General features: G+C 72.7%; 21 protein-coding genes. 11 read left to right on the forward strand and 10 right to left on the reverse strand.

Going from position 1 to position 17,984, the window contains the following annotated elements:
* Window positions 1–35 precede the first annotated feature (35 nt).
* Window positions 36–590: a protein phosphatase CheZ gene (locus QM788_RS09595; protein WP_415661268.1), complete on the forward strand. Its 555-nt coding sequence runs from the start codon at window positions 36–38 to the stop codon at window positions 588–590.
* On the opposite strand, the gene QM788_RS09600 is transcribed toward QM788_RS09595, so the two are convergent.
* On the reverse strand, window positions 587–1,408 hold the full coding sequence (locus tag QM788_RS09600) for a zinc-dependent peptidase (RefSeq protein WP_415661269.1): 822 nt from the start codon (window positions 1,406–1,408) through the stop codon (window positions 587–589). The two genes, QM788_RS09595 and QM788_RS09600, sit on opposite strands and share 4 nt — an antisense overlap.
* Before the next feature lie 109 nt (window positions 1,409–1,517).
* Between QM788_RS09600 and QM788_RS09605 the strand changes: the two genes are divergently transcribed.
* Window positions 1,518–2,711, forward strand: coding sequence for a YbfB/YjiJ family MFS transporter (locus tag QM788_RS09605; RefSeq protein WP_415661270.1), 1,194 nt, complete (start codon window positions 1,518–1,520; stop codon window positions 2,709–2,711).
* A gap of 85 nt (window positions 2,712–2,796) precedes the next feature.
* The gene (locus QM788_RS09610) at window positions 2,797–3,150 is read left to right on the forward strand and encodes a hypothetical protein (protein ID WP_415661271.1); all 354 of its coding nucleotides are present in this window, start codon (window positions 2,797–2,799) and stop codon (window positions 3,148–3,150) included.
* On the opposite strand, the gene ylqF is transcribed toward QM788_RS09610, so the two are convergent.
* The 6 genes from ylqF to QM788_RS09640 all read right to left on the reverse strand — a co-directional run bounded on the left by ylqF (window position 3,147) and on the right by QM788_RS09640 (window position 8,994).
* A complete protein-coding gene (gene ylqF / locus QM788_RS09615) occupies window positions 3,147–4,124 on the reverse strand; it encodes a ribosome biogenesis GTPase YlqF (protein WP_415661272.1) in 978 nt (325 codons plus the stop codon). The genes QM788_RS09610 and ylqF overlap by 4 nt on opposite strands.
* 104 nt (window positions 4,125–4,228) lie before the next feature.
* Window positions 4,229–4,549 carry an energy transducer TonB gene (locus QM788_RS09620; protein WP_415661273.1) on the reverse strand — a complete coding sequence of 107 codons (321 nt, stop codon included), beginning with the start codon at window positions 4,547–4,549 and terminating at the stop codon, window positions 4,229–4,231.
* Between the two features lie 50 nt (window positions 4,550–4,599).
* Window positions 4,600–6,147, reverse strand: a complete 1,548-nt coding sequence (locus tag QM788_RS09625; protein WP_415661274.1) for a methyl-accepting chemotaxis protein — start codon at window positions 6,145–6,147, stop codon at window positions 4,600–4,602.
* Between the two features lie 162 nt (window positions 6,148–6,309).
* Window positions 6,310–7,590: a c-type cytochrome gene (locus tag QM788_RS09630; protein WP_415661275.1), complete on the reverse strand. Its 1,281-nt coding sequence runs from the start codon at window positions 7,588–7,590 to the stop codon at window positions 6,310–6,312.
* Complete coding sequence (locus QM788_RS09635) at window positions 7,587–8,294, reverse strand: c-type cytochrome (RefSeq protein ID WP_415661276.1); 708 nt, start codon at window positions 8,292–8,294, stop codon at window positions 7,587–7,589. Before QM788_RS09635 ends, QM788_RS09630 begins: the two co-directional genes overlap by 4 nt.
* A gap of 25 nt (window positions 8,295–8,319) precedes the next feature.
* Window positions 8,320–8,994, reverse strand: coding sequence for a YggS family pyridoxal phosphate-dependent enzyme (locus QM788_RS09640; protein ID WP_415661277.1), 675 nt, complete (start codon window positions 8,992–8,994; stop codon window positions 8,320–8,322).
* 28 nt (window positions 8,995–9,022) lie between these two features.
* Here QM788_RS09640 and QM788_RS09645 point away from each other — a divergent pair, with 28 nt between their 5' ends.
* The 3 genes from QM788_RS09645 to QM788_RS09655 are packed head-to-tail and all read left to right on the forward strand — an operon-like array spanning window position 9,023 to window position 12,149.
* A complete protein-coding gene (locus QM788_RS09645; RefSeq protein ID WP_415661278.1) occupies window positions 9,023–10,066 on the forward strand; it encodes a type IV pilus twitching motility protein PilT in 1,044 nt (347 codons plus the stop codon).
* A gap of 20 nt (window positions 10,067–10,086) precedes the next feature.
* On the forward strand, window positions 10,087–11,229 hold the full coding sequence (locus QM788_RS09650) for a PilT/PilU family type 4a pilus ATPase (RefSeq protein WP_415661279.1): 1,143 nt from the start codon (window positions 10,087–10,089) through the stop codon (window positions 11,227–11,229).
* Between the two features lie 2 nt (window positions 11,230–11,231).
* Entirely contained in the window at window positions 11,232–12,149 is a 918-nt protein-coding gene (locus QM788_RS09655) for an NAD(P)-dependent oxidoreductase (RefSeq protein ID WP_415661280.1), read from the forward strand.
* 9 nt (window positions 12,150–12,158) lie between these two features.
* On the opposite strand, the gene QM788_RS09660 is transcribed toward QM788_RS09655, so the two are convergent.
* From QM788_RS09660 to QM788_RS09670, 3 genes are all read right to left on the reverse strand, one after another.
* Window positions 12,159–12,770 carry a BON domain-containing protein gene (locus QM788_RS09660; RefSeq protein WP_415661281.1) on the reverse strand — a complete coding sequence of 204 codons (612 nt, stop codon included), beginning with the start codon at window positions 12,768–12,770 and terminating at the stop codon, window positions 12,159–12,161.
* A 20-nt stretch (window positions 12,771–12,790) separates the two neighbouring features.
* The gene (locus QM788_RS09665) at window positions 12,791–13,369 is read right to left on the reverse strand and encodes an SIS domain-containing protein (RefSeq protein WP_415661282.1); all 579 of its coding nucleotides are present in this window, start codon (window positions 13,367–13,369) and stop codon (window positions 12,791–12,793) included.
* Window positions 13,370–13,511: 142 nt separating this feature from the next.
* On the reverse strand, window positions 13,512–13,904 hold the full coding sequence (locus QM788_RS09670) for a YraN family protein (RefSeq protein WP_415661283.1): 393 nt from the start codon (window positions 13,902–13,904) through the stop codon (window positions 13,512–13,514).
* Here QM788_RS09670 and rsmI point away from each other — a divergent pair.
* From rsmI to mdtD, 5 genes are all read left to right on the forward strand, one after another.
* Complete coding sequence (rsmI, locus tag QM788_RS09675) at window positions 13,897–14,811, forward strand: 16S rRNA (cytidine(1402)-2'-O)-methyltransferase (RefSeq protein ID WP_415661284.1); 915 nt, start codon at window positions 13,897–13,899, stop codon at window positions 14,809–14,811. The two genes, QM788_RS09670 and rsmI, sit on opposite strands and share 8 nt — an antisense overlap.
* A 322-nt stretch (window positions 14,812–15,133) precedes the next feature.
* Entirely contained in the window at window positions 15,134–15,562 is a 429-nt protein-coding gene (rplM, locus tag QM788_RS09680; RefSeq protein WP_088482271.1) for a 50S ribosomal protein L13, read from the forward strand.
* A 9-nt stretch (window positions 15,563–15,571) separates the two neighbouring features.
* Window positions 15,572–15,964 carry a 30S ribosomal protein S9 gene (rpsI, locus tag QM788_RS09685; RefSeq protein ID WP_415661285.1) on the forward strand — a complete coding sequence of 131 codons (393 nt, stop codon included), beginning with the start codon at window positions 15,572–15,574 and terminating at the stop codon, window positions 15,962–15,964.
* A 124-nt stretch (window positions 15,965–16,088) separates the two neighbouring features.
* Window positions 16,089–16,451, forward strand: coding sequence for an iron-sulfur cluster insertion protein ErpA (gene erpA / locus QM788_RS09690; protein WP_415661286.1), 363 nt, complete (start codon window positions 16,089–16,091; stop codon window positions 16,449–16,451).
* A gap of 60 nt (window positions 16,452–16,511) precedes the next feature.
* The gene (gene mdtD / locus QM788_RS09695; protein WP_415661287.1) at window positions 16,512–17,930 is read left to right on the forward strand and encodes a multidrug transporter subunit MdtD; all 1,419 of its coding nucleotides are present in this window, start codon (window positions 16,512–16,514) and stop codon (window positions 17,928–17,930) included.
* Window positions 17,931–17,984: the final 54 nt, after the last annotated feature.

Consider the following 17,984-nt stretch of genomic DNA (forward strand, 5'->3'; position numbering starts at 1 on the left):
GCGCCGATGCCCAGCGCCGTCCAAGGGAGTTCCGCATGTCCGACGCGTCCATCCAGACCCTGATCCGCGCCGATGCGGCCCAGATCCTGCACACCGTGGTGGAGGAGCTGCCCGACGCCCGCGAGCGCCTGGCCTATGTGCGCAGCATGACGGAGCAGGCCGCCACCAAGGTGCTGAACCTCGTGGAAGCCGCGCAGGACGATGCCGAAGCGGTGCGCAAGAAGGGCCGCGAGCTGTCCGACGCGCTGAACCGCCTGGCGCTGTCCAACAACATCAGCCAGGAGCGCGCCCGCGCGCTGATGAAGCTGTGCGCCGCCTACGCGGCCGACGCGGCGAGCTTCGCGGCGCGCGAGAAGTCGCTGCACACCGAGATCATGATGTCGCAGGACTTCCAGGATCTCTCCGGCCAGGTCATCAACAAGGTCAGCCGGATGCTGGAGCGGGCCGAGCCGCCGCTGCAGGACCTGATCGCGTCGCTGCCCACCCCGGCCGCGGCCGCCGTGCCCGAGGAGCTCGGCGGCGTGCAGACGCCCGACAAGGCGCTCAAGCAGGACGACGTGGACGACCTGCTGGCCAGCCTGGGCTTCTAGGCCCAGCCCGCCGGGTCCAGCCGGTAGTAGCCGCGCAGCTCGGCGTACAGCGCCGGGTGCGCCGCGGCCAGGTCCGCGGGCCGCTCGAAGAACAGCTCGCTGACGACGGCGAAGAACTCCGCCGGGTCGGTGGCGCCATAGGCGTCGATGAGGCCGGGCTCGTCCCGCGCGAGCCGGCTCTGCAGCGCGTCGAACTCGTGCTGCATCACCGCCGACCAGCGCCGGTAGGCCTCGGCCGTGGGCAGCGCGGGCGCGCCGTTGGCGGCGCCGCCGGCCTGGTCCAGCTGGTGCGCGAACTCGTGGATGACGACGTTGCGCCCGTCGCCCGGCGTCGCGGCGCCGCGCTTCACCTCGTCCCAGGCCAGCAGCACCTGGCCCTGGCTCCAGCTCTCGCCGGCCAGCACGCGGCGCTGCTCCGACAGCACGCCGCCGGCCGCGCTCACCGGCCGGTCCACGACGAAGGCGCCCGGGTAGACCAGCACCTGCCGCAGCGCCGGGTACAGGCCGCGCGCCGCGCCCAGCAGCGGCAGGCAGGCCAGCGCGGCGATGGTGACGCGCACCTCGTCCGTCACGCGCAGGCCGCGGCAGCCGATGACGGGCTTCTCGGCCAGGAACACCTGCATCAGGCCCTTCAGCCGCAGCTGCTGGCGCGCCGGCAGCCGGGCCACCAGCGGCACGTGCCGGCGCAGCAGCCGCCGCCACGCGGGCGGGAAGGGCCGGGCCGCGATGCGCGCGCGGCGGCGCCGCACCCACAGCGGCCACAGCGCGATGCCGGCGGCGGCCAGCAGGGCCAGGGCGAAGCAGATGAACAGCGGCATGCCGCGCAACTGGGTCTGGCGCCGCGCATTGCAAGCCCAGGAAACCCCCGGGTCCGGGTGGCGCCCGCGCGTCAGCCCCGCGTGCCCCGGCTCGGCTAGGCTCGCGCCCATGCCCGCCGCCGACGCCTCTCCCCCTTCCGCGCGACTCCAGGCCTGGCAGGTGCTGCTGGGCGGCATCTGCGCGCTGCTGCTGACCATCGGCCTGGCGCGCTTCGCCTACACGCCGCTGCTGCCGCAGATGCATGCGCAAGCGGGCCTGGGCGTGGCGGACGGCGGGCTGCTGGCGGCCATCAACTACGCCGGCTACATGAGCGGCGCGCTGCTGGCCGCGTGGATCGAAAGCCCGGCCTGGCGGCACCGGCTCTACACCTGGGCGCTGCCGCTGGCGCTGCTCATCACGGCGCTGATGGGCTGGAGCACCTCGTTCGGCGCCTGGGCCGTGTCGCGCTACCTGGGCGGGCTGTGCGGCGCGGCGGGCATGCTGCTGGGCTCGGGGCTGGTGCAGGGCTGGCTGATCCGCGCCGGCCGCCGGCCGGAGCTGGGCATCTACTTCATCGGCCTGGGACTGGGCGTGGCGGTGTCGGCGCTGGGCGCGATGGGCATGGGCGGCCTGGGCCTGGATTGGGCCGCGCAGTGGCAGGGCTTCGCGCTGCTGGGGCTGGCCTTCCTGCTGCCGGCCTGGGCCTGGCGGCCGCCGGTGCCGCCGGTCGCGGCCCGGGCGGCGGCCGGCGGCGCGCCCAGCCGGCGCTGGATGCTGCTGATGCTGGTGGCCTATTTCTGCGCGGGCTGGGGCTTCGTCATCAACGGCACCTTCACGGTCGCCATCGTCGAGAAGCAGCCGCTGCTGGCGGGCCAGGGGCCGTGGGCCTGGCTGCTGGTGGGGCTGGCGGCCACGCCCGCGGTGTTCCTGTGGGACCGCGTGGCCCGCCGCACCGGCGACGTCGGCGCGCTGCTGCTCGCCTTCGGGCTGCAGATCGCCGGCGTGCTGCTGCAGGTGCTGGCCCAGGGGCTGGCCGCGGCGCTGCTGGGCGCGCTGCTGTATGGCGCGACCTTCATCGGCATCGTCAGCCTGACGCTGGCGCTGGTGGGCCGGCGGTCGCCGGCCAACCCGGGCAAGGCGATGGCGCGGCTGACGCTGAGCTACGGCGCGGCGCAGATCACCGCGCCGGCGCTGACCGGCCGCATGGTCGAGGCCAGCGGCAGCTTCGACACCGCGCTGTGGCTGACGGCCGCCGTGCTGGCGGTCGGCATGGCGGCGCTGCTGGGTGTGCGGCGCGGTGAAGCCGAGGTAAAGCCGGCGTAACCGCTTGTCAGCGCGGTCATCCGCCGCGCCGCGCCGGGGGTTGAGTCGCCCGGGCTGCCGAGGTGCCGCAGCCGGAGATGACGTGATGAATCGATACCCCCTGGGCCTGGCGCTGGCTGCGGCGGCGCTGCTGCTGTCGGGCTGCATCGTCGTGCCGGCGCACCGGCAGGGCGGCTACTACGGCGGTGACGGCGGCGGCGCGCCGGCCGTCATCGTCGACGTGCCGCCGCCCGCGCCCTATGCGGAAGTGCGGCCCGCCGTGCCCTACCCGGGCGCGGTGTGGGTGGGCGGCTATTGGGGCTGGCGCGGCAATCGGCACCAGTGGGTGCCCGGCTACTACGAGCGCCCGCGCCCGGGCTACCGCTACGAGCCCAACCGCTGGGAGCGACAGCGCGGCGGCCGCTGGCAGCTGCGGCTGGGCGGCTGGCTGCGCCTCTAGGTTCCGGCGTCCCCGGCGTCTGCCGCATCGTCGCGGCGCCGGCCGCTGCGGCGGGCCTTGTCGGCCTGGCGCGCGGCCTCCCGCGCGGCGGCCTGGCGGGCCTCGTCCTCGGCCGCGGCGCGGCGCCAGCCGGCCATCTCCTCGGGCGTCTCCAGCGTGATGCGGCCGAGCAGCCCCTGGCGGAAGTCCATCAGCAGCGCCTCGGCGGCCTTGTGCATCTGCACCGCGCCGCCGCGCACCTTGGCGCCGCGCTTGAGGCCGATGGCCTCCAGCACCGCCTCCTCGCCGCCCGGCCCGCCCAGCTCGGCCAGGCCGTAGCGCTGCCGCAGCCGCTCGGGGTAGCGGCGCGCGAGCACGGCGACCAGTTCCAGCGCGACCTCGGCCTCGTCGAAGGCGTTGCGGCCGATGGCGCCGCTGGCGGCGAGGTGGTAGCCGCTCTGCGCGACGGCGATGCGCGGCCACAGCATGCCGGGCGTGTCGAACAGGTAGAAGCCGGGCTCCAGCACGATCTTCTGCTCGGTCTTGGTGATGCCGGGCTCGTCGCCCGTCTTGGCGGCGCGCTTGCCCGCCAGCGTGTTGATCAGCGTGCTCTTGCCGACGTTGGGGATGCCGCAGATCAGCACGCGCAGCGGCTTGTGCAGTTCGCCGCGGCACGGGGCAAGCTCGCGGCAGGCGCGAGTGATGAGGCGGGCGGGCGAGCGCTCGCCGGCGTCCAGCGGCAGCGCGCGGGTGTCGGGCTGGGCGTTGTAGCAGTCCAGCCAGGCGGCGGTCTGCGCGGGGTCGGCCAGGTCCTGCTTGTTCAGCACCTTCAGCGACGGCCGCCCGGCCGTCAGCGACGCCAGCAGCGGGTTGCAGCTGGAGCCCGGCAGCCGTGCGTCCAGCAGTTCGACCACCACGTCCAGCCCCGCGGCCATGCGTTCCTTGATCGCACGCGCGGTGGCGTGCATGTGGCCGGGGAACCAGTTGATGGGCATGGGGGCGTGTCCGGGAGCGCGGGAAGCGCGCGATTGTCACTGCACGCCCGGGCGCGGCGCCGGCCACTCCCTTCGCGGGGGGCGCGGCGACGCCGGCAGGCCGGTCAGTCCTCGTTCTTGAAGACCAGCTTGACCTCGTGGGAGGCCTTCTCGCCGGGCTCGAACTTCCACTCCATCAGCGCGGCCTTGACGGCGCGGTCGAAGACGCGCTTGGGCTCGGCCTCGACGATCTCGACGTCGCTGACCTTGCCGTCGGCCTCGATGATGAGCTTGGCCTTCACGGAGCCGGTGGAGATGCCCTTCTTGGCGGCCTCGGCCGGGAACTCCGGCGGCACTTTCTTGACGACCTTGGGCGCGGCGTGGGCGGCCGCGGCGGCCAGCATCAGGCCGGCGGCGGCGAGGGTGATGGAGCGCAGGATGGACATGGCGGACCTCGGGAAGCGGGGGGAGCTGGGAGCGGGGGGGGGGGCGCGGCTCAGGCGGCGCGGAAGAAGCCGACGGCGTCGATCAGGCGGGTGGAGCTGTCGCGCAGCGCGTCGGCCGAGCGGCTGAGCTCGCCGACCAGGCTGGTGTTCTGCTGCGTGGCCTTGTCCAGCTCGTTCATCGCGCCGTTGACGACGCCGACGCCGGCGGCCTGCTCCTGGGCCGAGTGCGAGATTTCCTCGATCAGCTGGCCCATGTTGTTGACCTCGTCGACGACGCTGCGGATGGTGACGCCGGCGTCGTTGACCAGCGTCGTGCCGTTCTCGACCTTGACGGTCGATTCCTGGATCAGCACCTTGATCTCCTTGGCGGCGCCGGCCGAGCGCTGCGCCAGCGCGCGCACCTCGGAGGCCACGACCGCGAAGCCGCGGCCGTGCTCGCCGGCCCGGGCCGCCTCGACGGCGGCGTTCAGCGCCAGGATGTTGGTCTGGAAGGCGATGCCGTCGATGACGCCGATGATGTCGCCGATCTTCTTGGAGCTGGCGCTGATCTCCTCCATGGTCTCGACGACCTTGGAGACCACCGAGCCGCCGTTGCTCGCGGCCTGGCGCGCGGTGACGGCGATGCCGGCGGCGCGGCGGGTCAGGTCGCTGGCGCCCTTGAGCGTGGAGGCGATCTGCTCCACCGAGGCGGCGGTGTCCTGCAGGCTGGCGGCGGAGCGCGTGGTGCGTTCGGCCAGGTTGGAGTTGCTGTCGGCGATGGAGCCGGAGTTGGACGCCACCTCGCTGGCGGCGGTGGACACGTCGCGCACCACGCCGGACAGCGCGGCCTGCATGTCCTTCATCGCCTGCAGCATCTGGCTCAGCTCGTCGCGACCCTCGACCGTGATGTCCTGCGTCAGGTCGCCGGCGGCGATGGTCTCGGCGGCGGCCTGCGCCTTGCGCGCCGGGCCGACGATGGAGCGGGCGATGACGATGCTGCCGCCGATGCCGATCACCGCGGCCACCAGCACCAGCACGCCGGTGATGACGACCGAGGACTGGGCCAGGCCGACGCCATTGGTGGCCAGCTGCTTGCCGCTGTCGAACTGCATGTCGACCAGCTTCTTGATGCCGTCCTGCAGCGCGCTCTGGGCGGGGCGCAGGTCGGTGATCAGGCTCTCGCGGGCCTCGTCGGGGCTGCCGTCGGCCTGGATCTTCTGGAACTTCTCCAGCGCGCTGATGAACTTGACCTTGCTCTCGCGCACGGCGGACACGGTGGCCTTCTCCTCGCCGTCGGCGGCGACGGCCTCCAGGCCGGCGAGCTGCTTCTCGGACTCCTCCACCGCGTCGGCGATGGCCTTCTTCTGCTTCTTGATGGCGCCGGCCGTGTCCAGCAGCAGCAGGTCGCGCACCGCGCGGGCGATGACGTTGACCTGGCTTTCCAGCCCGTTGGCCGCGCCGATCTTCACGAGGCTGGAGTTCGCGGTGCGGTCCAGGTCCTGGGCCAGCCGGTTGGCGTTGGTGGCGCCGTAGATGCCGATGGCCACCAGCAGCACGATCAGCAAGCCGAAGCTCACGTACAGGCGGTGGCCGATGCGCAGTTGCGTCAGGAAGTTCATGCGGGTGTGGTCCTTGTCCGGGGGTAGCGGCGGCGCCGTGTCGCATGGGAGTCAGCGACCGGGCGGCCGCAGTGTGTCCCGACCGCGCCCGTTTGCCGCACCGCCCCGGCAGGGTCGCGTGAAGTCGTTCACGTCACCCCGCACGCCCGCGGGATTGCCGTGTCAATGTGCCGCCGCGGCCGCCCGCAGGCGCAGCACCTCGACGGCATCGACCTCGCCCGCGCGGTTGCCGAAGGACTCGCGCAGGTGGCTGGCCAGCGCGGCCAGGTCGTCGGCGTCCAGCACGCCCGCGAACGGCGGCATGCCGTAGGGCCGCGGGTGGCCCGCCGTGGCGGGCGCGAAGCCGCCGCGCTCGATGACGCGGATCAGGTTGGCCGCGCTGCCCTGCGTGACGAGGCGGCTGCCGGCCAGCGCCGGGTAGGCGGGCGCGCCGGCCTCGTCGCGCCGGCCTTCGCCCTGCTCGCCGTGGCAGGCGGCGCAGTGTTCGCGGTAGAGGCCGGCGCCCCGCTCGCGGCGGCGCGGGTCGGGTTGGGCCGGCGCGGGCCGCGCGGCGGGCTGCTCGGGCAGCGCGCGCAGGTAGGCGGCCATCGCGGCGAGGTCGGCGCCGTCCAGCGCGGCCGTGCTGCCCAGGACCACCTCGGCCATCGGGCCCTGCGCGGTGTGGCCGCCGGCGTGGCCGTCGCGCAGCCAGCGCTGCACGGTCCCGGGTGCCCAGCGCTGCACGCCGGCCTCGGCCGGGTCCAGCAGCGACGGCGCCTGCCAGCCCATGCCCGCGAGCAGCCCGCCGCGGAAGTCCGCCGCGCCTTGGTCGCCGCCGAGCGGGCCGCGCCCGGCGTGGCAGGCGCTGCAGTGGGCCAGGCCCTGGGCGAGGTAGGCGCCGCGGTTCCAGGCGGCGTCGCGGGCCGGGTCGGGCCGGTAGACGGCCGGGCGGAAGTACAGCGCCCGCCAGGCGGCGATGGCCAGCTGGCTGCCGTACAGGCCGCGCAGCTCGTGCGCGCGGCGCGGCGCGTCCACGGCGGGCCGGGACTGCAGCCAGGCATGCAGCGCGTCGGCGTCCTCGCGGGTGACGAGCGTCGTGTTGGTGACCGGGTGGGCGGGCAGCAGCAGGCGGCCGTCGCGGCCCAGGCCCAGGTGCAGCGCGCGCCAGAAGTCGTCGCGGCTCCAGCCGCCCAGGCCGCTGGCGTGGGGCGTCAGGTTGGACGAGAACGCGGTGCCGAACGGCGTCGGGATGGCCCGCCCGCCGGCCAGCGGCACGCCGCCGCGCGCGGTGTGGCAGCCGGCGCAGTTGCCCACGGCGGCCAGGTAGGCGCCGCGCGCCAGGCTGACCGGCGCGGCGGACGGCGGTGTCGCGTCGCCCAGGCCGCGCTGCCAGGCGAGCAGCCCGAAGGCGGCGGCCGCCAGCAGGCCGGCCAGCAGCGCCAGCGCGGTCAGCGCGCGCTTCATGGCGCGATCCCGCCGCAGCGCACCGGCGCCGGTGCGGCCAGCGCGGCGGCCGGGTGCGGGTCGGCCGGCATGGGCTGGCCGGCGAGGTACTGCGTCATCGCGTTGATCTCGGGCTCGGTCAGCGTCCGGGCGATCTGCGCCATGCAGTCCGGCGCCTGCGCGCGCCGCAGGCCGCTGCGCCAGGCGCCGAGCTGGCCGTTCAGGTAGTCGCGCGACAGGCCCAGCAGCCCGGGCACGCCGGGCTGGGTGCCGGTCAGCCGCTCGCCGTGGCAGGCGGTGCAGGCGGGCAGCCGGCGCGCCGGGTCGCCGTGGCGGATCAACTGCTCGGCGCGGGCCAGCTCGGGCGCGGGCAGCGTGGGCGTCTGCGGCGACGGGTAGGGCAGGTCCAGCGACGCGAAATGGCCGGCCAGCGCCTGCAGGTAGGCGTCGGACAGCGGCGCGAGCAGCTCGTTCATCAGCCCGTAGTCGCGCCGGCCGTCGCGGAAGTTCAGCAGCTGGTTGTACAGGTAGCCGGCGGGCTTGCCGGCCAGCCGCGGGTAGTAGCCGTCCGGCGCGGCGCGGCCCTGCTTGCCATGGCAGCCAGTGCAGGCCAGCGCGCGCTGGGCGAGCGTGTCCGGCACGGGCTGGGGCTGGGCGGCGGCGGGCAGCGCGGCCAGCGGGAGCAGGGGGAGCAGGGGGAGGAGCAGGAGGATCGTGCGCAGCATGGGCGGCATCTTGCCTGCTCGCGGCTCAGCGGCGGCCGAACACGGCGGTGCCCACGCGCACCATGGTCGAGCCGGCGGCGATGGCGTCCTCCAGGTCGGCGCTCATGCCCAGCGAGAGGGTGTCCAGCGCCAGGCCCGCCCCGTTCAGCGCGTCGAACAGCCCGGCCATGGCGCGGTGCTGCGCGAGCGCGCCGGGGCCGGGCTCGGGGATGGCCATCAGGCCGCGCAGGCGCAGCCGGGGCAGGGCGGCCACCTGCCGGGCCAGCGCGGCGACCTCGCCGGGCGGCAGGCCGCTCTTGCTGGGCTCGCCGCTGACGTTGACCTGCAGGCACAGGTTCAGCGGCGGCAGGCCCGGCGGGCGCTGGTCGGACAGGCGCTGCGCGAGCTTCAGGCGGTCCACGCCGTGCACCCAGTCGAAGCGCTCGGCCACGGGCCGGGTCTTGTTGGCCTGCAGCGGCCCGATCAGATGCCATTCGAGCTGGCCGCGCAGGTCGGCCAGTTCGTCGATCTTGGCCAGGCCTTCCTGCACGTAGTTCTCGCCGAAGGCGCGCGCGCCGGCCGCGAAGGCCTCGCGCACGGCGGCGGCGGGGAAGGTCTTGCTGACCACCAGCAGCCGCACCGCGTCGGCCGGCCGGCCGGCCGCGACACATGCCGCAGCGATGCGGTCTTTGACGGATTTCAGGGAGTCTGGGATCGCCATAATGGTCCGAGCACTCCACGGAAGATTCATGGACATCACTCAGCTGCTGGCATTTTCGGTCAAGAACAAGGCGTCGGACCTGCACCTCTCGGCCGGCCTGCCGCCGATGATCCGCGTGCATGGCGACGTGCGCCGCATCAACGTCGAGGCCCTGGACCACCGCGCGGTCCACGACATGGTCTACGACATCATGAACGACTCGCAGCGCAAGGTGTACGAGGAGACGCTGGAGGTCGATTTCTCGTTCGAGATCCAGGGCCTGGCGCGCTTCCGCGTCAACGCCTTCAACCAGAACCGCGGCGCGGGCGCGGTGTTCCGCACCATCCCGAGCAAGATCCTGAGCCTGGAGCAACTCGCCGCGCCCAAGGTCTTCGCCGACCTGGCGCTCAAGCCCCGCGGCATGGTGCTCGTGACCGGCCCGACCGGCTCCGGCAAGAGCACGACGCTGGCGGCCATGATCAACCATCTGAACGAGAACGAGTACGGCCACATCCTGACCATCGAGGACCCGATCGAGTTCGTGCACGAGAGCAAGAAGAGCCTGATCAACCAGCGCGAGGTCGGCCCGCACACGCACTCGTTCAGCAACGCGCTGCGCTCGGCGCTGCGCGAGGACCCGGACTGCGTGCTCGTCGGCGAGATGCGCGACCTGGAGACCATCCGCCTGGCGCTGACCGCCGCCGAGACGGGCCACCTGGTGTTCGGCACGCTGCACACCTCGTCGGCCGCCAAGACGGTGGACCGCATCGTCGACGTGTTCCCGGCGGCCGAGAAGGAGATGGTGCGGGCGATGGTGTCGGAGTCGCTGGTGGCCGTCATCTCGCAGAGCCTGTGCAAGCTCAAGGACGGCAGCGGCCGCGTCGCGGCGCACGAGATCATGCTGGGCACCTCGGCCATCCGCAACCTGATCCGCGAGAACAAGGTCGCGCAGATGTACTCGGCCATCCAGACCGGCAACAGCCAGGGCATGCAGACGCTGGACCAGAACCTGACCGACCTGGTCCGCCGCAACATCATTTCGCCCGCCGAGGCGCGCTCCAAGGCCAAGTTCCCGGAAAACTTCCCCGGCTGATCGCAGCAAGGCTAAGGCGTATGGAAAGAGACCAAGCTTCCAAATTCATCAACGACCTGCTGCGGCTGATGCTGTCGCGCAAGGGCTCCGACCTGTTCCTGACCGCCGAGTTCCCGCCGGCCATCAAGGTGGACGGCAAGCTGACCAAGGTGTCGCCGCAGCCGCTGTCCGGCCAGCACACGCTGCAGCTGGCGCGGGCCATCATGAACGACAAGCAGGCCGCCGAGTTCGAGCGCACCAAGGAGTGCAACTTCGCGATCTCGCCGCACGGCGTCGGCCGCTTCCGCGTGAACGCCTTCATCCAGCAGGGCCAGGTGGGCCTGGTGCTGCGGACGATTCCCGCGACGCTGCCGACCATCCAGTCGCTGGACCTGCCGCCCGTGCTGCGCGAGGTGGTGCAGCACAAGCGCGGGCTGGTGATCGTCGTCGGCGCCACCGGCTCGGGCAAGAGCACCACGCTGGCCGCGATGATCGACGAGCGCAACGAGACGACGCACGGCCACATCGTCACCATCGAGGACCCGATCGAGTTCGTGCATCCGCACAAGAACTGCATCGTCACGCAGCGCGAGCTGGGCATCGACACCGACAGCTGGGAGGCGGCGCTGAAGAACTCGCTGCGCCAGGCGCCCGACGTGATCCTGATGGGCGAGCTGCGCGACCGCGAGACCATGGACCACGCCATCGCCTTCGCCGAGACCGGCCACCTGTGCATGGCCACGCTGCACGCCAACAGCGCCAACCAGGCGCTGGACCGCATCATCAATTTCTTCCCCGAGGACCGCCGCGCGCAGCTGCTGATGGACCTGTCGCTGAACCTGCGCGCCCTCGTCAGCCAGCGCCTGCTGCCGCGCCGCGAGGGCAAGGGCCGCGTGGCCGCCGTCGAGATCCTGCTGAACACGCCGCTGATCTCGGACCTGATCTTCAAGGGCGAGATCAGCGAGATCAAGGAGCTGATGAAGCGCTCGCGCGAGCAGGGCATGCAGACCTTCGATCAGGCGCTGTTCGACCTCTACGAGGCCGGCAAGGTCACCTACGAAGACGCGCTGCGCAACGCCGACTCGGTGAACGACCTGCGCCTGCAGATCAAGCTGAACAGCGAGCGCGCCCGCAGCGGCGACCTGTCCGCCGGCGCCGGCACCGAACACTTGTCGATTCTCTGACCATGAGCAACCGCACTTACGACTCCATTCCCCCCCGCCGCGTCGCCTTCCTGGGCCTGGGCGTCATGGGCCATCCGATGGCCGGCCACCTGGCGCGCGCCGGGCACCGGGTCACCGTCTACAACCGCACGGCGGCCAGGGCCGAGGCCTGGGTCAAGGAGTACGGCGGCACCTGCGCGGCGACGCCGGCCGAGGCGGCGCGGGGCGCCGAGTTCGTGTTCTGCTGCGTCGGCAACGACGACGACCTGCGCGCCGTGGTGCTGGGCGAGGCACTGGACGGCGGCCAGCGGGCCGCCGGCGGCGCCTTCGCCGGCATGGCCGCGGGCGCGGTGTTCGTGGACCACACGACCGCCTCGGCCGAGGTCGCCCGCGAACTGCATGCCGAAGGCGCGCGGCGCGGCATCGCCTTCGTCGACGCGCCGGTGTCCGGCGGCCAGGCCGGCGCCGTGAACGGCGCGCTGACGGTGATGTGCGGCGGCGACGCGGCCGCGTTCGACGCGATGCAGCCCGTCGCGCTGGCCTTCGCCCGGGCCGTGACGCTGCTGGGCGGCCCCGGCTCGGGCCAACTGGCCAAGATGGTCAACCAGATCTGCATCGCCGGCATCGTGCAGGGCCTGTCGGAAGCCGTGCGCTTCGGCCAGAACGCGGGGCTGGACATGGCCCGGGTGCTGGACGTCATCGGCAAGGGCGCCGCGCAGAGCTGGCAGATGGACAACCGCGGCAAGACCATGGTCGAGGGCCGGTTCGACTTCGGCTTCGCGGTGGACTGGATGCGCAAGGACCTCGGCCTGGTGCTCGACGAGGCGCGCCGCAACGGCTCGCGCCTGCCGCTGACGGCGCTGGTGGACCAGTTCTACGCCGACGTGCAGGCCCAGGGCGGCCGCCGCTGGGACACGTCCAGCCTGATCACGCGGCTGTGAGCCTGCGGACTACTGCTGCTTGGGCAGCAACCGGGCCAGCTCGTCTTCCGAGATGATCTCGAACGCGCGCACCACCTTGCGCACGCCGTTCACCTGGCGCGCGATCTCGGTGGCGCGGGCGGCCTCGCGCTCCGTCACGCGGCCCATCAGGTACACCTGGGCGCGCTCCACGACCACGTAGAACGCGTTGCTGTGCAGGTCGCGCGCGTCGATCAGTTGCGCCTTGATCTTGCCCTGGATGAGCACGTCGTTGGAGCGGCTGCTCAGCGAGCTGGCCGCGCCCACGGCGACCTCGTTCATCACCTTCTGCACGTTCTCCACGCCGCCGACGATGCCGTCCAGCGCCGCGCGGGCCTCCTCGGAATTCGCCTCGCCGGTGATCAGGGCCACGCGGTTGTAGCTGTTCACGTTGACGTGGACCTTGTCGCCGAGCTGCTGGCGCACGCGCGCGCCGGCCTTGACCTCGATGGTCTCGTCTTCGATCTGCGTGCCGGAGGTGCGGCGGTCGGTGGCCACGGCCACGCCGCCCACCATCGCGCCGCCGATCAGCAGCGGCGCGCAGCCGGTGGCCAGGGTGGCGGCGGCGAGGGCGGCGGCCAGCGTGAGGGTGAGGGTCTTCATCGGGATCTCCGAAGTCGGGGTTATTCGTCGCTGCCGAGCAGCTGCAGGTCGACGGCGTCGGCCAGCGCATGCAGCAGCACGCGCTGGGCCTCGACGACGCGCGGTTCGCGGCCGTGGCTGACGCGGATCTGGATGTCGGTGTCCTGCAGCACGCCGCGCCATTCGTCGTTGCTGCCGGGCGGCTGGGCGGTCAGCGCGATGATGCTCATCTCCTGCGCATGGGCCACGGCCAGCGCGGGCTGCCAGGCGTCGCGCTGCTCGCGCAGCGGCTCGATCATGACCAGCACGTCGCCCGGGTGGCCGTGGGCCTGCAGCAGCCGGGCCAGGTCCAGCCCGGCGGCGTCGCGCGCCTGCGCGGCCAGGCTCCAGGCGGCCAGCCCGGGGCGCTCCTGCTCGAAGCGGCCGGCCAGCCGGGCGGCGAGGTAGTCGGCGTCCATGCTGGCCAGGCCCTGCGCGGCGCACAGGATGCGGTTGCCGCCGGTGATGGCGTCCACCACCATCTGCGCGGCCATCGCCAGCGGGCGGGCCAACTGCTCGGCGGCCTGGTAGAGCAGGTCGGCGCTTTCGAAGAACTGCTGCTGGATGCGTTGCTCGATCATGGGGGGCGGATCATAGAAGCCCCTCGCCCGGGCTGGCGGCGCTGGACGCGCGCCAGGCTGGCCTGCGGGCCGGCTTGGGGCGGCCCGGCGCTCGGCCCGCAGTGGAAGGCGGGCGCGCTCGAGCCGTTCGGCCCGCAACGGCTCACCCGGCATCGAAAGCCGCCTGCAGCCAGGTCAGCGTGCCGCCGTCGATGGCCACCACGTCGAAGCGGCAGGGTGGCGGGCTGGCGTGGCGCAGCAGGTAGTGCTGCGCGGCGTAGACGAGGCGCTGCCGCTTGCTGGCGGTGACGCTGGCGGCCGCGCCGCCGTGCGAGACGCCGGTCCGCGCGCGCACTTCCACGAACACCAGCGTGCCGTCGCGGTCGCGCATGATCAGGTCCACCTCGCCGGCGTGGCGGCTGGGGCCGGCGGCGACTCGATAATTCCGCTCCAGCAGGCGCAGGCCCGCGCGCTGCAGGTGGTCCAGCGCCGCGTCCTCGCCGGCCGCGCCGCGGGCTGCGGTGCCCGGACCCGATCGAAAGCTCCCGTTGAACATTGACGCTTCCCTGCTCCGACAGGCCGCCCAGGCGGCGGCCGGCGGCCAGCAGTATCCCGCCGCCACGCTGTACCTGGTGGCCACGCCCATCGGCAACCTGGCGGACCTGTCGCTGCGCGCCATCCACGTGCTGGGCCTGGTGGACGCGCTGGCCTGCGAGGACACGCGCCAGGGCGGCGCGCTGCTGCGCCACCTCGGGCTGCACAAGCCGCTGATCGCGCTGCACCAGCACAACGAGCGCGAGGCCAGCGCCGCCGTGCTGGCGCGGCTGGCGGCCGGCGAGCGCGTGGCCTATGCGTCCGACGCCGGCACGCCGGCCATCTCCGACCCCGGCGCGGTGCTGGTCCGCGAGGTGGTGGCGGCCGGCTGCCGCGTGCTGCCGCTGCCCGGCCCGAGCAGCGCGGCGGTGGCGCTCAGCGTGGCCGGCGACACGGCGGCGCAGGGCTTCGCGTTCGCCGGCTTCCTGCCCACCAAGGCGGGCGAGCGCCGCACGGTGCTGCAGGCGCTGCTGGCGGCCGAGCGGCAGAGCCAGGTCGTGTTCGAGGCGCCGCACCGCATCGCCGAGCTGCTCGCGCTGCTGGCCGAACTGGCGCCGGCGCGCCGCGTCACCGTCTGCCGCGAGCTGACCAAGCAGTTCGAGAGCATCCACACCGCCGACGCCGCCGCGCTGCCGGCCTGGCTGGCCGCCGACGCGCAGCGCCAGCGCGGCGAGTTCGTGCTGGTGCTGCACGCCTGCAGCGCGCCGGCCGTGGCCGACGACGCGCTGCCCGCCGAGGCCTTGCGCGTGCTGGCGCTGCTGGCGGCCGAGCTGCCGCTGAAGCAGGCGGTGGCGCTGGCCGCGCAGGTCAGCGGCGCGCCGCGCAACCGGCTCTACGACGCCGCCCTGGCGCTTCGGCGCGGCGACTGAGAGCTTGACAGCCTTTCATCCATGCCCGCCTTGCACGCCAAAACGCCCCCGCTCGTCGTTGCAAATGCTCGCCATGGCCCGAGCTATGGCTGTGCTTTGCGCCTAGATCGGGGGCGTTTTGACGCGCCTTTCGGCCACGGCCGAAAAGCTCTCAAGCTTTGAGTCGCCCCCACGCCGGCCTTTCCAAACCCGGCGCCGAGCTGCTACACTCGCGGGCTTTTCCGTCAAAAGGCTGCGGGAAAGAGCCGAGCCCCAGAGGCTGTGCAACAGACACAGCACCTGGGCCGGTCGCATTTCAGCCCACCTCACCAGAGATCAACTCATGAAGACCTTCAGCGCCAAGCCGGCCGAGGTGACGCACGAGTGGTTTGTGATTGACGCCACCGACAAGGTGCTCGGACGTGTTGCCAGCGAAGTGGCACTCCGTTTGCGCGGCAAGCACAAGGCCATCTACACGCCTCACGTCGATACCGGTGACTTCATCGTCATCGTCAACGCCGACAAGCTCCGCGTCACCGGCAACAAGGCCACCGACAAGGTGTACTACCGCCACAGCGGCTTCCCCGGCGGCATCTACGCCACGAAGTTCAAGGACATGCAAGCCAAGCACCCCGGCCGCGCGCTGGAGAAGGCCGTCAAGGGCATGCTGCCCAAGGGCCCGCTGGGTTACGCCATGGTCAAGAAGCTGAAGGTCTACGCAGGTCCCACGCACCCGCACACCGCCCAGCAGCCCAAGGCTCTCGAGATCTAAGGAACGGCCATGATCGGAAACTGGAATTACGGCACTGGCCGCCGCAAGTCGTCGGTCGCTCGCGTCTTCATCAAGAAGGGCACGGGCCAGATCATCGTCAACGGCAAGCCCATCGAGAGCTATTTCGGCCGCGGCACCTCCATCATGATCGCCAAGCAGCCGCTGCTGCTGACGAACAACGGTGAGGCGTTCGACATCAAGGTCAACGTGCACGGCGGCGGCGAGTCCGGCCAGGCCGGCGCGCTGCGCCTGGGCATCACCCGCGCGCTGATCGACTACGACGCCGCGCTGAAGCCCGAACTGAGCCGCGCCGGCTTCGTCACGCGCGACGCGCGTGAAGTCGAGCGCAAGAAGGTCGGCCTGCACGGCGCCCGCCGCCGCAAGCAGTTCAGCAAGCGCTGATCGACTTGCCACCGGGCCGCGCATCACGCGGCCCGCCCGAAAGAAAGGCCGCACGATGCGGCCTTTTGCTTTTGCGCCGACAATCCCCCCCATTCGTTTTGGACAGACCCCACAGGAGCCCGCCATGAGCGCCGTGCTTGACACCCCCACCGACATCCCCGCGCCCCTGGTCTTCACCGACAGCGCCGCCGACAAGGTGCGCGACCTGGTGGCCGAGGAAGGCAACCCCGAGCTGAAGCTGCGCGTGTTCGTGCAGGGCGGCGGCTGCTCGGGCTTCCAGTACGGCTTCACCTTCGACGAGGCCGTCAACGACGACGACACGCAGATGCAGAAGAACGGCGTGACGCTGCTGATCGACTCGATGAGCCTGCAGTACCTGATGGGCGCCGAGATCGACTACAAGGAAGACCTGCAGGGCGCGCAGTTCGTCATCAAGAACCCGAACGCGACGACCACCTGCGGCTGCGGCTCCAGCTTCTCCGTCTGAGCGCCGCGCGCCCCGCCTGACGAACCGCCCTCGGGCGGTTTTGTTTTTCGGACGATATTCATGAACGCCGACGACCGCCAACTGCGCATCCTGCTGTGGCTGGTGGCCGTCGGCTTCTTCATGCAGACGCTGGACGCGACCATCGTCAACACGGCGCTGCCGGCGATGGCGGCCAGCCTCGGCGAGAGCCCGCTGCGCATGCAGTCCGTCATCGTCGCCTACTCGCTGACGATGGCGATGCTGATCCCGGCCTCGGGCTGGGTGGCCGACCGCTTCGGCACGCGGCGCGTCTACGTCGGCGCGATCCTCACCTTCGTCGCCGGCTCGGTGCTGTGCGCGGCGGCGCACAGCCTGGGCGCGCTGGTGGCGGCGCGCATCGTGCAGGGACTGGGCGGCGCGCTGCTGCTGCCGGTGGGGCGCCTCGCCGTGCTGCGCGGCTGCCCGCGCGAGCGCCTCCTGCCGGCGATGAGCTTCATCGCCATCCCCGGCCTGATCGGCCCGCTGGTCGGCCCGACGCTGGGCGGCTGGCTGGTCGAGATCGCGTCCTGGCACTGGATCTTCCTGATCAACGTGCCGGTGGGCGTGCTCGGCGCGCTGGCCGTGCTGCGCTTCATGCCCGCGCCGGCGCCGGTGCCGCTGCGGCGCTTCGACCTGGCCGGCTACCTGCTGCTGGCCTTCGGCATGGTCGCGCTGTCGCTGGCGCTGGACGGGCTCTCGGGCCTCGGCCTGCGCCAGGCGGCGGTGCTGGTGCTGATGATCTCCGGCCTGGCCAGCCTGGCGGCCTACTGGCTGCACGCGCTGCGCCGGCCGGACCCGCTGTTCCCGCCCGCGCTCTTCCGCATCGGCGCGCTGCGCGTCGGGCTGCTGGGCAACCTGTTCTCGCGGCTGGGCAGCTCCTGCATGCCTTTCCTGGTGCCGCTGCTGCTGCAGGTGGCGATGGGCTACTCGCCCGCGCAGGCCGGCATGATGATGCTGCCGGTCGCCGTCGCCAGCATGTCGATGAAGCGGGCCACCACGCCGCTGATCACCCACTTCGGCTACCGCCGCGTGCTGGTCGCCAACACGGCGCTGGTCGGGCTGGCGATGGCCAGCTTCGCGCTCGCGGCGCCCGGGCAGCCGCTGCTGCTGCGCATCGCGCAGCTGGCGGCCTTCGGCGCCGTCAACTCGCTGCAGTTCACCGCGATGAACACGCTGACGCTGAAGGACCTCGACGAGGACACGGCCAGCAGCGGCAACAGCCTGCTGTCGATGGTGCAGATGCTGGCGATGGGCCTGGGCGTGGCGGCGGCGGGCGCGGTGCTGGCGGCGTTCACGGCCTTCTTCGGCGGCGAGGGCGGCGAGCCGGCGCTGAACGCCTTCCGCGCGACCTTCGGCTGCATGGCCCTCGTCACCCTCGCGTCGGCCGGCATCTTCTGGCAGCTCGCGCCGCAGGACGGCGCGCCGCCGGCCGGGCCGCAGGGGCGGGACGTGGAGGCCTAGCGGCGCGCTGCGCGGCAGGCCAGACCCCGCGCCCGCTCATACGCGGGGGTGCCG

Source organism: Roseateles sp. (assembly GCF_047654785.1).
Classification (GTDB): Bacteria; Pseudomonadota; Gammaproteobacteria; order Burkholderiales; family Burkholderiaceae_C; genus Pelomonas.

Bases quoted from the DNA above. Each gene is read 5' to 3' on its own strand.
- ylqF (WP_415661272.1), bottom strand. From the start codon at position 4,124: ATGCCCATCAACTGGTTCCCCGGCCACATGCACGCCACCGCGCGTGCG.
- QM788_RS09665 (WP_415661282.1), bottom strand. From the start codon at position 13,369: ATGATCGAGCAACGCATCCAGCAGCAGTTCTTCGAAAGCGCCGACCTG.
- QM788_RS09660 (WP_415661281.1), bottom strand. From the start codon at position 12,770: ATGAAGACCCTCACCCTCACGCTGGCCGCCGCCCTCGCCGCCGCCACC.
- QM788_RS09635 (WP_415661276.1), bottom strand. From the start codon at position 8,294: ATGCTGCGCACGATCCTCCTGCTCCTCCCCCTGCTCCCCCTGCTCCCG.
- rpsI (WP_415661285.1), top strand. From the start codon at position 15,572: ATGATCGGAAACTGGAATTACGGCACTGGCCGCCGCAAGTCGTCGGTC.
- mdtD (WP_415661287.1), top strand. From the start codon at position 16,512: ATGAACGCCGACGACCGCCAACTGCGCATCCTGCTGTGGCTGGTGGCC.
- QM788_RS09610 (WP_415661271.1), top strand. From the start codon at position 2,797: ATGAATCGATACCCCCTGGGCCTGGCGCTGGCTGCGGCGGCGCTGCTG.
- QM788_RS09595 (WP_415661268.1), top strand. From the start codon at position 36: ATGTCCGACGCGTCCATCCAGACCCTGATCCGCGCCGATGCGGCCCAG.
- QM788_RS09670 (WP_415661283.1), bottom strand. From the start codon at position 13,904: ATGTTCAACGGGAGCTTTCGATCGGGTCCGGGCACCGCAGCCCGCGGC.
- QM788_RS09650 (WP_415661279.1), top strand. From the start codon at position 10,087: ATGGAAAGAGACCAAGCTTCCAAATTCATCAACGACCTGCTGCGGCTG.
- QM788_RS09620 (WP_415661273.1), bottom strand. From the start codon at position 4,549: ATGTCCATCCTGCGCTCCATCACCCTCGCCGCCGCCGGCCTGATGCTG.
- QM788_RS09640 (WP_415661277.1), bottom strand. From the start codon at position 8,994: ATGGCGATCCCAGACTCCCTGAAATCCGTCAAAGACCGCATCGCTGCG.
- QM788_RS09605 (WP_415661270.1), top strand. From the start codon at position 1,518: ATGCCCGCCGCCGACGCCTCTCCCCCTTCCGCGCGACTCCAGGCCTGG.
- QM788_RS09630 (WP_415661275.1), bottom strand. From the start codon at position 7,590: ATGAAGCGCGCGCTGACCGCGCTGGCGCTGCTGGCCGGCCTGCTGGCG.
- QM788_RS09645 (WP_415661278.1), top strand. From the start codon at position 9,023: ATGGACATCACTCAGCTGCTGGCATTTTCGGTCAAGAACAAGGCGTCG.
- rplM (WP_088482271.1), top strand. From the start codon at position 15,134: ATGAAGACCTTCAGCGCCAAGCCGGCCGAGGTGACGCACGAGTGGTTT.
- QM788_RS09600 (WP_415661269.1), bottom strand. From the start codon at position 1,408: ATGCCGCTGTTCATCTGCTTCGCCCTGGCCCTGCTGGCCGCCGCCGGC.
- erpA (WP_415661286.1), top strand. From the start codon at position 16,089: ATGAGCGCCGTGCTTGACACCCCCACCGACATCCCCGCGCCCCTGGTC.
- QM788_RS09625 (WP_415661274.1), bottom strand. From the start codon at position 6,147: ATGAACTTCCTGACGCAACTGCGCATCGGCCACCGCCTGTACGTGAGC.
- QM788_RS09655 (WP_415661280.1), top strand. From the start codon at position 11,232: ATGAGCAACCGCACTTACGACTCCATTCCCCCCCGCCGCGTCGCCTTC.